The 18,006-nt window shown below is 60.7% G+C and carries 13 protein-coding genes; 10 read left to right on the top strand and 3 right to left on the bottom strand.

From position 1 onward, the window contains the following. Positions 1-42 precede the first annotated feature (42 nt). The 9 genes from asnB to QZR14_RS12830 all read left to right on the top strand — a co-directional run bounded on the left by asnB (position 43) and on the right by QZR14_RS12830 (position 12,759). Positions 43-1,908, top strand: a complete 1,866-nt coding sequence (gene asnB / locus QZR14_RS12870) for an asparagine synthase (glutamine-hydrolyzing) (RefSeq protein ID WP_311996763.1) — start codon at positions 43-45, stop codon at positions 1,906-1,908. Positions 1,909-1,956: 48 nt separating this feature from the next. Further along, entirely contained in the window at positions 1,957-2,820 is an 864-nt protein-coding gene (locus tag QZR14_RS12865; protein WP_250606900.1) for a TauD/TfdA dioxygenase family protein, read from the top strand. Beyond that, the gene (locus QZR14_RS12860; RefSeq protein WP_311996762.1) at positions 2,817-4,901 is read left to right on the top strand and encodes a GNAT family N-acetyltransferase; all 2,085 of its coding nucleotides are present in this window, start codon (positions 2,817-2,819) and stop codon (positions 4,899-4,901) included. Before QZR14_RS12865 ends, QZR14_RS12860 begins: the two co-directional genes overlap by 4 nt. Continuing rightward, a complete protein-coding gene (locus QZR14_RS12855) occupies positions 4,888-5,850 on the top strand; it encodes a DMT family transporter (protein ID WP_311996761.1) in 963 nt (320 codons plus the stop codon). Before QZR14_RS12860 ends, QZR14_RS12855 begins: the two co-directional genes overlap by 14 nt. Further along, complete coding sequence (locus QZR14_RS12850; protein ID WP_311996760.1) at positions 5,847-7,106, top strand: ATP-grasp domain-containing protein; 1,260 nt, start codon at positions 5,847-5,849, stop codon at positions 7,104-7,106. Before QZR14_RS12855 ends, QZR14_RS12850 begins: the two co-directional genes overlap by 4 nt. Positions 7,107-7,213: 107 nt before the next feature. After that, a complete protein-coding gene (locus tag QZR14_RS12845) occupies positions 7,214-8,506 on the top strand; it encodes an MFS transporter (RefSeq protein ID WP_311996759.1) in 1,293 nt (430 codons plus the stop codon). Positions 8,507-8,670: 164 nt separating this feature from the next. Next, on the top strand, positions 8,671-9,162 hold the full coding sequence (locus QZR14_RS12840; RefSeq protein ID WP_311996758.1) for a sigma-70 family RNA polymerase sigma factor: 492 nt from the start codon (positions 8,671-8,673) through the stop codon (positions 9,160-9,162). Positions 9,163-9,250: 88 nt separating this feature from the next. After that, entirely contained in the window at positions 9,251-10,234 is a 984-nt protein-coding gene (locus tag QZR14_RS12835) for a FecR family protein (protein ID WP_311996757.1), read from the top strand. Positions 10,235-10,332: 98 nt separating this feature from the next. After that, the gene (locus QZR14_RS12830) at positions 10,333-12,759 is read left to right on the top strand and encodes a TonB-dependent siderophore receptor (RefSeq protein ID WP_311996756.1); all 2,427 of its coding nucleotides are present in this window, start codon (positions 10,333-10,335) and stop codon (positions 12,757-12,759) included. A gap of 85 nt (positions 12,760-12,844) precedes the next feature. On the opposite strand, the gene QZR14_RS12825 is transcribed toward QZR14_RS12830, so the two are convergent. Continuing rightward, positions 12,845-13,996: an MFS transporter gene (locus tag QZR14_RS12825; RefSeq protein ID WP_311996755.1), complete on the bottom strand. Its 1,152-nt coding sequence runs from the start codon at positions 13,994-13,996 to the stop codon at positions 12,845-12,847. A 238-nt stretch (positions 13,997-14,234) separates the two neighbouring features. Between QZR14_RS12825 and QZR14_RS12820 the strand changes: the two genes are divergently transcribed. After that, on the top strand, positions 14,235-15,215 hold the full coding sequence (locus tag QZR14_RS12820) for a diaminopimelate epimerase (protein ID WP_311996754.1): 981 nt from the start codon (positions 14,235-14,237) through the stop codon (positions 15,213-15,215). Positions 15,216-15,474: 259 nt separating this feature from the next. Here the strand turns inward: QZR14_RS12820 and QZR14_RS12815 are convergent, their stop codons facing one another. Next, positions 15,475-16,122 (bottom strand): carboxymuconolactone decarboxylase family protein, encoded by a 648-nt coding sequence (locus QZR14_RS12815; RefSeq protein ID WP_311996753.1) that lies wholly within the window; start codon positions 16,120-16,122, stop codon positions 15,475-15,477. Positions 16,123-16,385: 263 nt separating this feature from the next. Beyond that, entirely contained in the window at positions 16,386-17,957 is a 1,572-nt protein-coding gene (locus tag QZR14_RS12810; RefSeq protein ID WP_311996752.1) for a glucan 1,4-alpha-maltotetraohydrolase domain-containing protein, read from the bottom strand. Positions 17,958-18,006 lie beyond the last annotated feature (49 nt).

The following is an 18,006-nucleotide window of genomic DNA, read 5'->3' as shown; positions in this document are numbered from 1 at the left end:
AATAAAGGCGTGGCCCGTAGGTAATTCGACAAGGAGTGTTATATGAGCGGCATGGCCGGTTGGGTCGACCTGCGTCACGGTGTTGGGCAGCAAGCAAACATTCCTCGTTCGAAGGTCGCCGAAATTGTCTCGGCAATGGTCGTTGCAATGTCCGGGCGTGGACCGGACGGGCATGCGGTATGGCTGGGACCTGAGGTTGCATTGGGACATTGCCGTACAGTCACTTCGCATTATGACTGGGACGAGCAACCGTGGATTGGCGAGATTCACGGCGCCACCGTGGCAATCATGTACACCGGACAGTTGTACAACGCTCCACAGTTGCAGCAGCAACTCGCTGGTTTCGCCCCGGCACCCGATCGCTGGTCCTACGCTGAAATCATTCGCCGTGCCTATGCCCAGTGGGGAGTCGGGTTCGTCGAACGCCTCGAAGGCATGTTTGCCATAGCGATCTGGGACGGCCAGAAGCGCCAGTTATTGCTGGCGCGAGACCGCCTCGGCTTGCAACCGCTCTACTACACACTGAATGACGGCGGCATCATTTTTGGCAGCGTGCCTACCGCCATCAAAGCCCATCCCCAATTTACCGCCCGGCTGGACACCAGCGCGCTAGCGATCGTGCTTCAGCCGCGCATGGCGCTGCCCGGCGAAACCCCGTTGCAAGGCTTGCGCGAGTTGCCCCCCGCCAGTGTGCTGACCTTCGACGAACGTGGGCATGAATTGCATCGTTACTGGAAACTGGAAAGCGCCGCGCATACCGATGATTTCGAGCAGACCAAGGACCGCGTCCGCGAATTGCTGGAGGGCGTCGTGGCGCGCCAGTACGTGCATGACGTGCCTTGCGCGGCGATGTTGTCCGGTGGCATCGATTCCACGTCGGTCGCCGCGCTGGTCATGAAGCAACTGGCAAGCCAGGGGGGCGGCGCAGCACTCGATACCTTCTGCCTGAAGTTTGACAGTGACGAGGATGCCTTTACCTCCACCGAACTGCGGCCTGACATCGATGCACCCTTCGCCGCGCTGGCTGCCGAATACATGGGAACCCGTCACACGACACTCAGTGCCACCATGCAGGATCTGCTCGGTGTCATTCCGGCGACGCGCACGGCCCGCGGCCTGCCTGGCTGGGGGCAGTTCGATGCCTCAATGTACCTGCTGTTCGAACGCATGCGCGGCAATTGTTCCGTGGCGCTGACTGGCGAGGCTGCCGACGAGATCTTCGGCGGCTATCCTTATTATTTCAAACCCGAGCTGTTGGCCCGTCCTCAGTTCCCGTGGCTGGGCGATGGGCCGAAGCTGGCCCATTATCTGTCGCCGAGCCTGATCAGTGCACAGCGTGTGGCAGATGACGAACGTGCCCGTTATGACTATTGGCTGAGCCAGGTGCCGCGCCTGCCCGGCGAAAGCGGCGAGGCGGCGCGCATGCGCGAGGTGCTGTTCCTCGGCATGTCCGGCCCGTTGTCGGTGATTCTGGATCGCAAGGAACGCATGAGCATGTCGCAAGGCCTGGAAGTGCGTGTGCCATTCTGCGATCCGGAACTGATCCAGTACGTGTGGAACGTGCCGTGGGAAATGAAATCCCGTGGCGGCGTGAAAGGTTTGCTCAAGGCTGCCATGCACGACATCTTGCCGCCGACTACCTTGAACCGGAAGAAAAGCGCGTACCCGCATATTCAGGACTCTGAATATGACCGGGCACTGATCAGCGAAGCACGCTGGATTGCGACTGATCCCAAATCGCCGATTGCCTGGATGTTCGATACCCCGCGCCTCAGTGCACTGATCGAGCAGATCGCTGCGAACCAGCTCAATGCTTCGATGCTGCCGGGCGGCGCCAGTCCCGCGCATTTGCTGATCCAGTTGGTGGAGATGAATCGCTGGATCGTCGACAACGGTATCGCGGTGTAAGACACGGTCAGCACGGAAGTCTGACCCCATGAAGACCAAGGAGGCAGCATGCTTGAGTTAGTTCCTGTTACCGAATTTATCGGCACCGAAGTCCGTGGCATCGACGTTAACGCCAGGCTCAGTGACGACACGATCGAGGCGCTTTACAACGCCTGGATCAGCAGCACCATCCTGCTGTTTCGTGGCCAGTCGATGAGTCCCGATCAGCAACTGGCGTTCAGCCGCAATTTTGGTGAGCTGGTCAGCTATACCCGCTCGCAGTTCAGCGAACAGACCCAGCCGGAAATCCTCATCCTGTCGAACATCACCAAGGACGGAAAACTGATCGGCTCGCCGGTCAGCGGTCGGGTCTGGCACACCGACGGCCATTATCTGGACGTGCCGCCGGCCGGCTCGATGCTGCATGCACTGGAAATCCCGCCGGAAGGCGGCGACACGTGGTTCGCCAATATGTTTGCCGCCTATGAAGCATTGCCCGAAGCGGTCAAGGACCGTATCGAACACCTCAAGGTGGTGATCAGCCGGACTCAATCTCGGCCCTACAATTACCCTGACCGGCCCGCGCCATCTCCCCAGGAACTGGCTGAGTGGGTCGACGTGCCGCAGCCGTTGGTGCGTCGCCATGAAGTCAGTGGGCGCAAGGCGCTGTATGCCGGCGGCAATGTGCCGTGGCGGATCGAAGGCTTGCCGCTGGAGGAAAGTGCGCCCCTGGTGACGTTCCTGCAGGAGTTCTCGGTGCAGCCGCGATTCACCTATCGGCATCGCTGGACGCCGGGCGACATCATTCTTTGGGACAACCGCAGCGCCATGCACAAGGCCACGGTGTATGACGACAAATATCGTCGCCTGCTGCACCGCACCACCATCGGTGCACGCACCGCCGACAATCAGGACAGGAACCGACGGGCATGAGCGAGTATGACTACATCATCGTCGGCGCCGGCGCGGCTGGCTGCGTGTTGGCTGCACGTTTGAGTGAAGATCCGGCGATCAAGGTGCTGCTGCTGGAGGCGGGGGCCGAACGCCGCAGTCCATTGCTGTCGATCCCCGTCGGTGAAGTGCTGCTGATGGGGAATCCGAAATACGACTGGTGCTTCGAGACCCGCCCGGACCCGACGCTGGGTGGACGCCGTCTGCAGATTCCACGGGGGCGCCTGCTGGGCGGATCGAACCTGATCAACGGGATGATCTTTGTCCGGGGGCAGCGCGAGGACTATGACGAGTGGGCCAGTCAAGGCAACCCGGGCTGGACCTGGGACGAAGTGTTGCCGTACTTCAAGCGCCTGGAGTCGAGCGTGGACGTCGGCGGCGAGAGTCGTGGCCAGGACGGGCCGATTCATGTGGCATTGCCACGCGAATATGACGAGTTGTGCGATGCCTTTCTGGCAGCAGCCGGTGAAGCCGGGTATCGGCGCAATCGCGACTACAACAGCGGCGATCAGGAAGGCTTCGGCTATTACCAGGTCAACCATGATCAGGGCCGTCGTTCCTCGGCCTATGGCCGCTACCTGTTGCCGGCGCGCAAGCGGGCAAACCTGACGGTGATTACCGAGGCTGCGGTGCAAAAATTGCTTCTGGCAGGCAAGCGCTGCGTGGGTGTCGAGTACCTTAACGGTACGCTGCAATCGGCCACTGCCCGGCGTGAGGTGATCCTCAGTGCCGGCGTCATTCAGTCGCCGCAGCTGCTCGAATTGTCCGGCATTGGTGCGCCAGCGGTACTGGAAAAGGCCGGCGTACCGCTGCGGCATGCGCTGCCCGGCGTGGGTGAGAACTTCCGCGATCACTTCGCGTCCCGACTGAAATGGCGCATTCGCCAGAAGATCACTTTTAACGAACGCACCCGTGGCTTTGCGTTGTTCAAGGAAACGCTCAACTACGTTTTTCGCCGTCGCGGGGTGCTCAGTTTACCGATTGCTCTGGGCCATGGTTTCGTCAAATCGCGGGAAGAAGAGCCACGGCCAGACTTGCAGTTTCATTTCGCCCCGGCCAGTTACGGCCCTGGCTCCAGTCGTCGTCTGGACACCTTGCCTGGCATGACGGTGGGCCTGTATCCGTTGCGGCCCGAATCCACCGGCAGTATCCACATTTGCTCCAGTGACCCTGGCGTGGCACCGGTCATCGAGTCGCGCTTCCTTGAGCATGAGGACGATCGCCGGCGGATGATTGCGGGCATGCGCATCATCCGCGAGATTGCTGCGCAAGCGGCCCTGCAGCCCTACTGTGATCACGAGTTGTCCCCCGGCACTCAGGTCGCCAGCGATGAAGAGTTGCTGGCGTATGCCCGTACTCAGGGTGACACCTCTTATCACCCCGTGGGGACCTGCCGCATGGGCAACGATGAGCTGGCCGTGGTCGATCATCGGCTGCGCGTGCGCGGGCTCGACGGTTTGCGGGTGATCGACGCGTCGATCATGCCGACGATGGTGTCGGGCAATACCAACGCCGCTTCCCTGATGATCGGTGAAAAAGGTGCTGCCATGGTGCTGGAGGATTACGCATCGCCGCCGACCACCGGGCAGACGGGATACAGCATCGACGAGGGTGACCCCGAGGAATTGCAGACCGCCGAGCTGTTGCAACGCTCGGAGGATTACGCGCGCTCCCTGTACCCGGATGAAAGCGTGCACATGCTCGACGTCGCACAGCTCAAGGCTCCGGGGGTGAGCTTCGTGGTCGCCCGCGAGTTGCATAGCGGCGACGTGTTGGGTTGCGGTGCGGTGGTGGCGATCGGCGAAGGGCAGGCAGAACTCAAGCGCATGTTTGTCGCCGATAATGCCCGACGCCGTGGCGTGGGCGCGCGGTTGCTCAAGCGGCTTGAACAGCTCGCCCATCGCAATGGTGCCCGAACCTTGTTGCTGGAGACCGGGGTCAGCCAGCCGGAGGCCATCTCGCTCTACCGCCGCGCAGGCTTTCGCGATCGCGGCCCGTTCGCTGATTACCGGGAAGACCCGCTGAGTGTATTCATGGAGAAGACCGTCAATGAACAAGCCTGAAGTCAGCCTTTCCGGCATGGCCACGCCCGTCAGCCGCGGCGTGGTGCGGGCCGGCATTCTGTATGTGGCGGCGTTTCTGATACTGGCCAACGCCAACGCGGTGTTCTCGGGCAATCTGCTGCAGCAACTGCATCCGTTCACCTTTCTGTTCTGGAGCTTTGTGATCACCAGCGGCTTCTTTCTGTCGCGGTTGTTGCTGAGCTCCGGTACCAAAGGCCTGGCAATCGGTGCCGATGCCGCCGGCCCGCTGACCGTCCTGAACTTCACCAGCGCCCTGAACTGGATCGGCTACTTCTATGCTCTGCGCTACATCGAACCCGCCATCGTCAGCGCCATCATGGGCGGGCTTGGGCCGGTGAGTACGATTCTGCTGGAGCGTATCGTTCGGCGGCGTCAGTTGCCGCTTTACACCTATGCGGTCGCGGCGGGCATTCTTTCCGGCACAGCGTTGCTGGCGTGGGCGTCACTGGTGGGGTTGGCGGGCATTCGCCCGATCAACTTCAGCGACACCGTTATCGGCCTCGCCGCCGCAGCGGCGGGCGGAGCATCCCAAGCGCTGAACACCATCGCGACCAAACAACTGGGCGAGCGCAGTTGGACTGCCACTCGGATCATGGCGCATCGGTTCTACCTGCTGATCATCGTCGCGGCAATGCTTGCCTGGAGCGGTCCCGGCTTCGCGTTTGCCTCAAGTACGCAATTGGGGGGGCTGGCCATTGCGACGCTGCTCGGGGTCATCATTCCGTTGTGGCTGCTGCAGCGCGGCATTCTGCTTTCTGAACCCTTTACCGTGGCGGCGTTGTTGGCGTGGGCGCCGTTGCTCACTTACGTCTTTCAAGTATTCGATGCCCGAATTCAGTGGTCGATGACCTCTGCTTTGGGCTGTTCCGTGATCGCTCTGGTTACGGTGTTTGGCACATGGATGAAATTCAAGGGAGACAGCAAATGACACAAGCCAAGGAAAAAATCCTCGTTGTAGTCGATGGTTATTCGTCCGGCTCACAGTTGCCGACACTGATGGCCGAGTCCGGCTGGAAGTGCATTCACGTGAGCAGTTCGCCCAATCCGCCGGAGTACTATCTGCGCACCTACCACAAGGACGAATACATAGCGCACTTCGAGTACCACGGTGATATCCAGCGCCTGGCCGATGAGATCAATGCCTTGCACCCGAGCGCCGTGCTGCCGGGCACCGAAAGCGGGGTGATTGTCGCTGACCTGCTCGCCGCAGCCTTGCAACTGCCGGGCAACGATCCGTCCACCAGCCTGGCACGCCGCGACAAATACACCATGCACGAGCGCCTCAAGGCCGCCGGCCTGCGCAGCATGGATCACTATCTGGCCCGCGACCGCGATGCGCTGAGTCAGTGGGCCGCCAGTGGCAGCTGGCCGGTGGTCATCAAGCCCCAGGCCAGTGCCGGGACCGACTCGGTGACTTTCTGCGCCGATCAAGGTGAACTCGTCGCCAGTTTCGACAAGCTCTTCGGCACCGTCAACCAATTGGGCGAGCGCAATGATGCGGTGCTGGCGCAGCGCCTGCTGGTAGGGCCGGAGTATTTCATCAATGGCGTCAGCGGCCATGGCAAGCATGTGATCACCGAGATCTGGCGCGCCGACAAGCTGCCGGCACCGGACGGTGGCTGGATCTATGACCGTGCCGTGCTGTTCGACCCGACGTCGCCCGAAATGAAGGAAATTGTCGAGTACGTTCACGGCGTACTGAATGCTTTGGGTATCCGCTACGGTGCCAACCACACCGAGTTGATCGTGACCGAGGCAGGCCCGACCTTGATCGAATGTGCCTCGCGTCTGTCCGGGGGGCTCAATCGTCCGGCGGCCAACTATGCGGTCGGCGCCAGTCAGCTGGATCTGGTGGGCAAGCTGGTCAGGGAAGGGGAGTCGGCCATCGACTCCATCGTCGATGCGCAGCAGGGTCACCATTACCCGCTGTGGCAGGTGCAGTTCATCTCCAGCCAGGAAGGTGTTGTCACTCGTTCCTCCTACGATGAGTTGCTCAAGACCCTCAAGAGCAAAGCCTGGCTGCAGCGTGCGCCGAAAGAAGGCGACGCCGTGGTCAAGACGGTCGACTTGTTTTCCAGCCCCGGCATCGTCTTCATGAGCCATGCCGACAGCAATGTACTCCATGACGACTATCAGACCGTCCGCGAATGGGAGCGCACCTCGCGCCTGTTCAGCGTGCAGTAAGCCTGCGGGAGTGACCGTGCACCAGGCCTGAACGGGTCTGGTGCTTATCCGCACCCAAGCATTTCGTGCGCGCGGGCCTGCGCGTCTACGTCTGGAAGAGCATCGCCATGAAGCATACGGATTCGCCGCGGCAGCAGCGCAGGATACTGCTGGCTGTAGGAATAGGCACGACCCTGGAATGGTTCGATTTCACCTTGTTCGCGATCTTTTCCCTGCACATCGCCAAGACTTTTTTTCCCGCCCAGGATCAACTGATGTCACTGTTGGCGACCTTCGTCACCCTGGCGGTGGGCTTTGTGGCGCGACCGCTTGGCGCGTTTCTCATCGGCCGCTACGCCGATCGCCACGGGCGCAAGAAAGCGCTGATCCTGACCATGAACATGATGGCATTCGGCACTGTGCTGATTGCTTTTTGTCCTGGCTACAGCGTGCTGGGCTATGGCGCCACGGTGCTGCTGGTGGCGGCGCGGATTGTTCAAGGGCTGGCGGCGGGTGGCGAGATTGGCAGCGCGCTGGCCTACTTGTGCGAATCGGCACCGGCCTCGCGGCGAGGCTTTTTCACCTCGATCCAGCAGGTGGCACAAGCCGGCTCGTTTTTATTGTGTGGCCTGTTCGCGAGCATTCTGGCGACCGCTTTGACGCCTGAGCAACTGGGTAGTTGGGGTTGGCGTGTGCCGTTTGTCCTGGGGGTACTGATCTACTTCGTCGGTGTATATGTGCGTCGCACCATCGACGAAAGCAGTGCATTTCAGGCACATGCCCGACAGGGTATCGAAGTACCGGCGAAAGAAATCCTCCAGCACTGGCGCAGCCTTGTGCTGGGTATTGCATTCGTTGCCCTGTGGACGGTGTGCACCCAGTTGATCAACTTCATGCCGGCTTACGCCCAAGCCATGCTCAATCTAGACGCCGGCAAGGCTTATTACGGCATCACCCTGGTCGGTTTCATCACTTTGCTCAGTCCACTGGGCGGTTGGTTGTCGGATCGTTGGGGGCGTTACAACGTCATGCTGCTCGGGGCGTTGGGGGTGTTGCTGCTTGCGTATCCGGCATTCCTGGCGCTCAAGCAAAATCCGCAGGACAGCGGATTGATGCTGTTGCAGGCGGGTCTCGCGATGCTGATGGTGCTGTACGCCGGACCGGCATCGGCGGCGTTGGCGGAGTTATTCCCGGTGGCCGTGCGCTCGACCGGCATCAGCGTGGCCTACGCCAGTTCGGTGGTGCTGTTCGGCAGTTTTACCCCGACGCTGGTGACCTTGCTGTATCGCCACACCGGTGATCCGATGATGGCGGCGTACTACCTGCTAGCGGCGGCGCTGGTGAGCTTTGTCGCGTTGATGGTTGCACGTCAGCGACAGGCTGCAAACACCGCTCGGGATTTTCACGACCAGGCCGCTTGAAATTGACAGATCGTTCAAAGCCTCTTGCCTTTTTGGAAGAGGCTTTTTGGGTTTGGCGATAACGATCGGTCGACTTCGTCGGTACCGCAAGGAATGCATTGCTTCGCCTTAATACGAAGCATTACTATTCACGCCCCTTTCCTCAACATGCCGTCCAAACCCCCATGCGTCCCCGCAGACCCGGCTTTTTCGAGCACTACGAAGAGTTGATCGGCACCTGGACTCGTCGCCTGCGCAATCGCGCGCAGGCCGAGGATCTGGCGCACGATACCTTTGTGCGCGTGCTTGAGTCGGATTCGGCGGCGGTGCAGCAGCCACGGGCGTATTTGCACCAGACCGCGCGCAATATTGCGGTCGACGGCTATCGGCGGGAGGATCGGCGCGGCGTTATGGAGTCGGAGGCTGTCGATCACAGTGTGTCGTCGTCCGGCGACCCGGAGCATTACATGCATGCGATCCAGTTGGCCGACTCCATCGAGCGGGCGCTCGGCGAGCTGCCGGTCAATTGCCGCAAGATCTTTGTCTGGCAGAAGATCGAAGGCCTGACCCAGGCCGAAATCGCCGAACGCCTGGGGCTGTCCAAGAACATGGTCGAAAAGTATATGATCCGCACCCTGCGCCATTTGCGTGATCGACTGGACGGTTTGCAATCGTGAATGTGCATCATGGCAAAAAGATCGCAGCCTTCGGCAGCTCCTACAGGGGGCTGTGTGTCTTTATATTCCCGGCCAAACAGGACATTCCATGATGGATACGCGTGCTTGCGCGTGCGGGCAAACAACGGTGCGCGATGACGCGGCTCGCTGGTTTGTGCGATTGCAGGAGCCGGCCGTCAGTGTCGACGAGCAGCAGCGCTTCGACGCCTGGCTGAATGAACATCCGCAGCACCGTGACGAATTCCAGTTGCTGCAGGGCTTGTGGTCGGCCGCCGATTTGCTCCCGGCGCCGCGCCTCAAAGCCCTTGTTGAAACCGCGCCGAGGCGCCGCAAACGTGGTCCGTTGCTGTGTTATGCCGTGGCTGCCAGTGTGCTGGCGGTGGCGCTCGGGCTGGGCTTGTTCAGTGGTTTGAATCATCCGGGCGGCTACCGCGCCGAGTTCGTCACGGCGCTGGGCGAGCGCAAACATGTGGCGCTGCCGGACGGTTCGGTGATCGATCTGAACAGCCGCAGCCGCTTGCTGGTGCGCTTTGAACAGGATCGGCGCCTGATCGAGTTAAGTGAAGGTGAGGCGATGTTCAGCGTCGCGCACGACACTTCGCGACCGTTCGTGGTCGAGGCCGGCAGTGGCAAGGTCACGGTCACCGGCACGCGTTTCGATGTGCGCCGCGATGTCACGCAAACCCGCGTGGCGGTGGAGCAGGGCACGGTGAACGTGCAGGGCCGCGATGCGCCGGAGAGTCAGTTCATCAGCCTGACCGCCGGTCTCGGCACTGATGTCGATGCGCAAGGCAAAGTCGCCGCAGCCTATGCGGTCAACCCGGCGCAGCTGACGGCGTGGCGCAGCGGCAAACTGGTGTTCAACAACGCCAGCCTCAGTGAAGTCGCCGCCGAAGTCTCGCGTTATCGCGAGAAACCGTTGACCGTGGCCAATCCGAGCGTGGCCGGTTTGCGCCTGACCAGCGTGTTTAACGCCGACAACACAGATGCTTTGCTCAAAGCCTTGCCGAGCATCCTGCCGGTGGCCGTTCGCACCCTCGCCGATGGCAGTCAGGAAATAATCGCAAAATAAAATTCAGGTTTTTTTCGAGTTCATCGTCTTCCTGTTCAACTGCAACTGGTTTGCATTAACAGCCGCACACTCTTGCGATCCACAGGACTACGTACGACGTGAACAAACCCACTGCCAACAACAAAAAATCCCCTTGGCTGCCGCTGGCCCTCGCGCTGGCGGTCAACGCTGCCGTGCCGCTGACGTTCGCCGCTGAAGCCATTCATATCCGTGCGCAGCCACTGGGGCAGGCCCTGAGCGAACTGGGCCAGCAGACATCGCTGCAAGTATTTTTCAGCCCGGATCTGGTCGCCGGCAAACAGGCGCCGGCAGTCGACGGTGATATCTCGCCGGAGCAGGCATTGCGACAATTGCTGCAGGGCAGCGGTCTGGATTATCAGATCAATGAAGGTTCGGTGACGCTGTCGCCAGCCGCAACTTCCACCGCCGGCAATGGCCCGCTGGAATTGGGCGTCACCGACATCAAAGTAGTAGGTGATTGGCTCGGCGATGCCAATGCCGCCGTTGTGCAGAACCACCCCGGCGCGCGCACAGTGATTCGCCGCGAAGCCATGGTCGAACAAGGCGCGATGAACGTCAGCGATGTGCTCAAGCGCGTACCGGGCGTGCAGGTGCAGGACTCCAACGGCACCGGCGGCAGCGATATTTCCCTCAACGTCGGTGTGCGCGGTCTGACCTCGCGCCTGTCGCCGCGCTCCACGGTGCTGATCGACGGCGTGCCGGCGGCGTTCGCCCCGTACGGTCAACCGCAACTGTCGATGGCGCCGATTTCCTCGGGCAACCTCGACAGCATCGACGTGGTACGTGGCGCCGGTTCGGTGCGTTACGGGCCGCAGAACGTCGGCGGGGTGATTAACTTCGTCACCCGCGCGATCCCGGAAAAAGCCACCGGTGAAATCGGCACCACCCTGGAAACCACCCAGTACGGTGGCTGGAAACACATCGATACCGCGTTCCTCGGCGGCACCGCCGACAACGGCATGGGCGTGGCGCTGCTGTATTCGAGTGTCAACGGTAACGGCTACCGCGAGCGCAATAACGGCAACGACATCGACGACGTGCTGCTCAAGACGCACTGGGCGCCGACCGATCAGGACGATTTCAGCCTCAACTTCCATTATTACGACGCCACGGCCGACATGCCCGGCGGTCTGACGCAGAAGCAGTACGACGACAAACCGTACGACTCGGTGCGTGACTACGACCAGTTCACCGGCCGGCGCAAAGACGTGTCGTTCAAGTGGATCCGTCAGATCGACGAGCGCACTCAAGCGGAAATCCTCACCTATTACACCGACAGTTTCCGTGGCAGCACCATCGCCGCCCGCGACCAGAAAACCCTCAGCTCATACCCGCGTTCGTATTACACGCTGGGTATCGAGCCTCGGGTCTCGCGGGTCTTCGATGTCGGCCCGACCACGCAGGAAGTCAGCGTCGGTTATCGCTACCTGAAAGAGGCGATGCACGAGTCGTCGAGCCGCGTGGCGCTGGTCAACAACCAGCCGGTGCTCACGCCGACCTCCGACGGCCATGTGTTCCAGGACCGCACGGGTGGCACCGAGGCCAACTCGGTCTACCTCGACAACAAAATCGATGTCGGCAACTGGACCATCACCCCCGGCATTCGCTTCGAACACATCAGCACCGACTGGCATGACCGCGCCGTGCTCGACACCGCCGGCAGACCGGTACAGGCGAAAAACCGCAGCATCGAGAGCAACGAACCGTTGCCGGCGCTGAGCGTGATGTATCACCTGTCGGACGCGTGGAAACTGTTCGCCAACTACGAAACCTCGTTCGGCAGCCTGCAGTATTTCCAGCTCGGTCAGGGCGGCTCGGGTGATCAGACCGCCAATGGTCTGGAGCCGGAAAAAGCCAAGACCTACGAGATCGGCACGCGCTACAACGATGACGTGTGGGGCGGGGAAGTGACGCTGTTCTACATCGACTTCGACGACGAACTGCAATACATCAGCAACGACGTGGGCTGGACCAACCTCGGCGCGACCAAGCACCAGGGCATCGAAGCCTCTGTGCATTACGACATGGCGGCGCTCGATCCACGCCTCGACGGTTTGACCGCCAACGCTGGGTTCACCTACACCCGTGCGACCTACGAAGGTGAGATTCCGGGCTTCAAGGGGCGTGATCTGCCGTTCTATTCGCGTCAGGTGGCAACGGTCGGTTTGCGCTATGACATCAACCGCTGGACCTACAACCTCGACGGTTTCGCTCAATCGAAACAGCGCTCGCCGGGCACCGGTGTGAATGCCGACGGCAGTTTCAACGGCAACTACATCACCGAAGGCACGGCGGACGGGCAGTATGGCGACATCCCGGGTTATGTGACCTGGAACGTGCGTGGGGGTTATGACTTCGGGCCGCAGGTGTCGAATTTGAAACTGGGCGCCGGGGTGAAGAACATCTTCGACAAGCAGTACTTCACTCGCTCCAGCGACAACAACTCGGGGATGTATGTCGGCGCGCCGAGGACGTTCTTTGTGCAGGCCAGTGTAGGTTTCTGATAGACCGCATCAGCTTCTTCGCGAGCAGGCTCGCTCCCACATGGATCACTGAGGTTCTGTGGGAGCGAGCCTGCTCGCGGAGCTTTCAGACTTTCAGGACTTTGCCGCCAATGGCCACCGCGACCAACAACACCGCCATCAAGCCAAAGGCAAAACTCAAACTGCTGGCATGCGCCACAAAGCCGATCACCGCCGGCCCCGCCAGAATCCCTGCATAACCCAGTGTGGTAATCGCCGGCACCGCGATGCTCTCCGGCATCACCGTCTGCTTGCCCACCGCCGTGTACAGCACCGGCACGATGTTCGAACAGCCGGCGCCGACCAGCGCATAGCCGACCAGTGCCGCTTCCCAGTTCGGTGCAAACGTCGCCAGAAACAGACCTGCCGCGGCCAACAGACCGCCAAACAGAATGATCCGCGTTGCACCGACCATCCGCACAATGCGATCACCCATCAGGCGTCCGGCGGTCATGGTCAGGGCAAACGCCGCGTATCCCAATCCCGCATAAGCGGTGTCGATCCCGCGCTCCTGCGCCAGAAACACCGCGCTCCAGTCCAGCGCCGCGCCTTCGGTGAGAAAGACGATGAAGCACATCCCGCCGATAAACAGCACGATGCCGTGGGGGATGGCGAACGCCGGTCCAGAGCTTTCACTGCCGTAAGGCAGCATGTGCGGAACGCACTTGAACAGCGCCGCGATCAATACCACCACCACTACCAACATCGCCGCCAGTGGCGTCAAGCCAAGGCCGAGCAGGGCGCTGACACCCGCCGCGCCGACAATCCCGCCGAGACTGAACAAACCGTGAAAGCCCGACATCATGTTCTTGCCACTGGCGCGTTCGACGATGACCGCTTGCAGGTTTACGGTCGAGTCCACCGTGCCCAGGCCAGCGCCGAACATGAACAGCGTGGCGATCAGCGCCGGGATCGACGACACCGTTGCCAGCAACGGCAGCGCCGCGCAGATCAACAACGTGCCGCCGGTAGCGACACGACGACAGCCGAAACGTGTGGCCAGAATCCCCGCCAGTGGCATCGCCAGAATCGAACCGACCCCGAGGCACAACAGCAATAACCCCAGCGTGCCTTCATCCAGTCCGGCGCGCGCCTTGGCGTATGGCACGAGAGGCGCCCACGCAGCGATACCGAGTCCGGCGATAAAAAAGGCGATGCGCGTGGACATCTGTTGCAGGCGTCCGGGGACGAAGGTGTCTTGGGGGTTGAGGCTGGTCATATCGATCCTTGGCAAAAAACATCGCGTCCCCGAATGACAGTGATACGGCGACGAGGTTCGATCGCCAATCTTTCGAGGAGGTAAAGACAACATCCTACCCTGTGGGAGCGAGCCTGCTCGCGAAGGCGCAGTGTCAGCGCAAAATATATCGACTGACACACTGCCTTCGCGAGCAGGCTCGCTCCCACAAGGGATTGCGTTTTACAGTGGCCTTCTTCGGCGACAGGGACAAACACTGATGACGCAATTCTACGATGCACGGGGCAATATTTATGGCGTGGTGTCTGCGCAAGCGCTGCGCGCAGAGGGCATTGCTTTGCCCGCCAGCGCCACTGAATGCGCGGCTTCGCGTCAGTCGTGGAGCAGGGCTGCGATCAAACTCTGCTGTGACTGGCCCGAAGGCCAACGCCCGGCAAACAGCAAATCCCACCGCAGCGACGGCCTGCTGATCGGCCCGTTCCAGGCATCGCCGCCGTTCGACGTGTTGATCGTCAACACCGACGGCACCCTCGCCGAGCGCAGTGGCAATGGCCTGACGATTTTCTCGCAGGCGCTGACCGAGCAAGGCTTGATGCCGGAGGAGGGCGCGTTGTTGCGCGTGCATCATGACAAGGGCGACGCGCTGCCAACGTTGGTGAAACCGGCTGAAGTCGACGGTGTTCAAGGTTTCTGGCTTGATCTCGGCCAACCCGGTTTCGGGCCGGATGCCGTCGGTGCACAGGCCGTTGAAGGCATTGCGTTCAACGGTCAGGACGTGAGTCACGTCCAACCCTTGGCACAACTTGAACCTGCCTGGGTACACAGCCAGTTTGTGCGTATCGGCAACCCGCATTGCGTAACGCTGCTCAGCGATGCATCGACTTTGCCGAGCAACGAGCAAATGCGTGAATCACCGCTGAACGAAGGGTTGACCGACATCGCCTACGCCCTGCCCACCGGGGCCGGAGATCCATGCCCGGCCGGCGTCAATCTGCAATGGGCGGTGCTGGAGTCACCACAGAAAATCCTCGCCCGAGTGTTCGAGCGCGGCGAAGGGCCGACCGCCTCATCCGGCACCAGCGCCAGTGCAGTGGCATCGGCGGCGTGGCGGGTGGGCTGGGTTGCCGCAGGAGAAGTGCAAGTGGTCATGCCCGGAGGTACGGCGCCGATTTTGCTCGAAGAAGCGCACGGAGAATTGCTGCGCGTCAGACTGTTCGGTACGGCGCGGTTGATGGACTGAATTCAAAACCGCCATCGCTGGCAAGCCAGACTCCCACAGGGTTTTGTGGTGAACACAAATAGTATGTTCAAACACATAACCCTGTAGGAGTGAGCCTGCTCGCGAAAGCGGTCTGTCTGACGCGATGATGCCGAATGTGCCGACCTCTTCGCGAGCAGGCTCGCTCCCACATTGGATTCAGGTGGGCACGAATAATGTGTTCACACAAAACCCTGTGGGAGCCTGGCTTGCCAGCGATGAGGCCCTCAGAGTTAGCCCGTCAGTGAGCCTTGAACAAAGTCACCGACATCACCTGATCACCCTGTACCGTCAACCGCAGCAGTGCCAGTGGCGACGGTTCAACCTCAAAGCATTCAACCAGCACCGATTGTGCCGAACTGGCCTGCACCGCCAGTCGCCCCGCATGTTTCAACTGGCGTTTGACCGCTGCACTGACAGGAATCGGTGCATGCCCGGCGCGCACTTGCTCACAGAAGGACAGCGCGATTTCACGGGGTGTCGGTGCGGGCGGTGAGGTCAGGCCGGCTTCCTCGAACAGTCGATTGAGTTGCTCCGCCGCGCTGACCGCCCGAGGAAACCCCGCGAATGCCGACGCCTGCAACAGCACTTCGGTCATTTCACCGGGCGCCAACCCCGAGGCCAGGCCTGTCTTTAAGTGCACACTCAGCGGCGGGCCGACCATCCCCGAGGCGACGATTGCTGCAAACGACTCTGCTTCACGCAAACGCGGATCGAGGCCGGGGCGCGCATGCAAATGCCCGTAAACCACACCCACTGCCAACTCGCCCAGGGCGGGCACGGTGTGAAACAGCGCATCTAGTCGAGCGCCGCCATCGGGTACAAGTTCGGTAAAGATATGTCGGCCTCCGTGGTACAGCGTGGCCATGGGCGAAGGTTTGTTGTTCATGAAAAATCCTCAAGCAAATGAGGATGGCGGCTGATCAACTACGCACGAACTTCAGCATGAAAAAGCGTACATCCGGTAGGGGGTGCGGCCCGTTGCGATGGCGGCCTTCACACCTTAGCTCAATGCTTGCGGGCGCGAACCTGTTAGTTCTTACAGTTTACGGATGCCTCAATCGCAAAGACTCCAGCTGTGTCGATGCCCGATCAGTATTCGGAGGCGAGTACCTTGCCAGCGTGTGCAGGGTGAGCGCCGACAAGTCGTAATCAAAAACGTCCGGCTGTGTCGCTGACATCGCCGCTGGTGAACGAATTGTTCGGGCCGGGTTGCCAGTAGACCGGCGAACCATTCTGTCCGCGCACAACGCATTTCCATTCGAGCGCCTGCTGCCCTGGTACTTCGATGTTCGTGCTCCAGCGATTGCCGGCGGAAGTCAGCGCAATCCCGTGCAGCGGATCCCACGCCCCCAGCTCCAGTGATGAGCCAACGGCGTAAACCCCTTCACCGGATTGCGGGTTAGCATTGTCGCAATGAAGGCTAATGTTGACTGCTGCAGACTGCACGGGTGTGCTCCAGATGCGAATATCACCGTTGTCCCAGGTCAGCGTCGGTACCCCCATGCCTTCGGGCAATCGTTGCAGGTCGGATTTGAGCGCTATCACCAGCGTGCCACGCGCTCCTGAAGTGGTCCCCACCAGCCCCGAATACTGGGTGTTGAAGCGGATAGGCGAGTCGGCCCGGATAGCAGCATGTTTGCGAAGTTTGATGAGTTGACGGATCAGCTGGTCGCGCTGCCAATCGTACATATGCGGCCAATAGACCGTCGGCGTTCCGGGGCTGCTGAGGATATAGGCGTAAGCCAGATTGACCAGCGGATCGGGCAGCGCCCAATGATGTTGGCCGCCATTGGCGCCGGGCGAATAGCCGGTGTCATGATTGTCAACGAACGTTACCGCAATCGCACGCCAGGCAGGGTCCGGATTGCCATTCAAGCCGTGGCGCCATTGGGCGATAGAGCCATTTTGCATGCGTTCCTTGAGAGCAAAATCGAACACCGCGCAGTGCGAACGATCAGACCAGTCCTTGAGTACATCCTGCCAACTGGCTGAACGGCGCCAGTCACCTTGCGGATATTCGTCGGGGCCTTTCCAGTTTTCCCCGACGCAGAACTGCTGGCTGCCAAAAGCGTTCATCCAGCGGTCGATTGTCTCCGGAGCGTAACCTCGAACGAAATCGAAGCGCAGGCCCTGGGCACCATAGTTGTCACGCAGATTGATGAATTCGTTCTTGAACGCATTGAAAACCTTGGGGTTGGCAGTATTCAGGTCTGCCGCGCCATCCATGAATGCATCGCCCTCATCACACTGGAGGCAATCATGGCGCCATTCATTGCTCCCTCGGGGAAACATGGACTGGTTGACCCTATCGTCATTCATGTGATTGGGCACCACGTCGTACACGACTTTAACACCGGCAGTGTTGAGTGCCGCCGCGGCCTGTTTGAGTTGTTGATCGCTGCCATAACGGCTGTTTTTGTCGAAGCCGCTCCAAAAATAGCCCTCGCCACCACCGGATTTGCCAGTCGGTTCGCTCCAGCTGGAGGTGTCAGTCCAGACGGGTGGCAACCAGATCAGCGTGAACCCGTCGCCGCTGATCGTGGACGCGTGTTGTGCAAGAACGGAGTACCACGCTACGGCATTACGGCTGGAATTCCAGTGAAAGCCCTGGAGCATGATTTCTTCGCCGCTGCCATTTCGCATCGTGGCGTTCGTCGCGAAGGTCACATTTAGCGTCAGGCAAAGCCATAAAACCTGGGTGAACAGTAAAAGGCGCTTCATGGTTGTCCTCCTGAATCTGTTGATTCCAGAGGACACTGTGAGTCTGTTC

It is taken from the genome of Pseudomonas sp. rhizo66 (assembly GCF_031931925.1).
Taxonomy (GTDB): domain Bacteria; phylum Pseudomonadota; class Gammaproteobacteria; order Pseudomonadales; family Pseudomonadaceae; genus Aquipseudomonas.
Note: the sequence above shows the minus strand (reverse complement) of the source record. Positions and strands in the feature narration are given on the sequence as shown.

Coding starts and splice junctions, on each gene's coding strand:
- asnB (WP_311996763.1), top strand. CDS start 43: ATGAGCGGCATGGCCGGTTGGGTCGACCTGCGTCACGGTGTTGGGCAG.
- QZR14_RS12865 (WP_250606900.1), top strand. CDS start 1,957: ATGCTTGAGTTAGTTCCTGTTACCGAATTTATCGGCACCGAAGTCCGT.
- QZR14_RS12860 (WP_311996762.1), top strand. CDS start 2,817: ATGAGCGAGTATGACTACATCATCGTCGGCGCCGGCGCGGCTGGCTGC.
- QZR14_RS12855 (WP_311996761.1), top strand. CDS start 4,888: ATGAACAAGCCTGAAGTCAGCCTTTCCGGCATGGCCACGCCCGTCAGC.
- QZR14_RS12850 (WP_311996760.1), top strand. CDS start 5,847: ATGACACAAGCCAAGGAAAAAATCCTCGTTGTAGTCGATGGTTATTCG.
- QZR14_RS12845 (WP_311996759.1), top strand. CDS start 7,214: ATGAAGCATACGGATTCGCCGCGGCAGCAGCGCAGGATACTGCTGGCT.
- QZR14_RS12840 (WP_311996758.1), top strand. CDS start 8,671: ATGCGTCCCCGCAGACCCGGCTTTTTCGAGCACTACGAAGAGTTGATC.
- QZR14_RS12835 (WP_311996757.1), top strand. CDS start 9,251: ATGATGGATACGCGTGCTTGCGCGTGCGGGCAAACAACGGTGCGCGAT.
- QZR14_RS12825 (WP_311996755.1), bottom strand. CDS start 13,996: ATGACCAGCCTCAACCCCCAAGACACCTTCGTCCCCGGACGCCTGCAA.
- QZR14_RS12820 (WP_311996754.1), top strand. CDS start 14,235: ATGACGCAATTCTACGATGCACGGGGCAATATTTATGGCGTGGTGTCT.
- QZR14_RS12815 (WP_311996753.1), bottom strand. CDS start 16,122: ATGAACAACAAACCTTCGCCCATGGCCACGCTGTACCACGGAGGCCGA.
- QZR14_RS12810 (WP_311996752.1), bottom strand. CDS start 17,957: ATGAAGCGCCTTTTACTGTTCACCCAGGTTTTATGGCTTTGCCTGACG.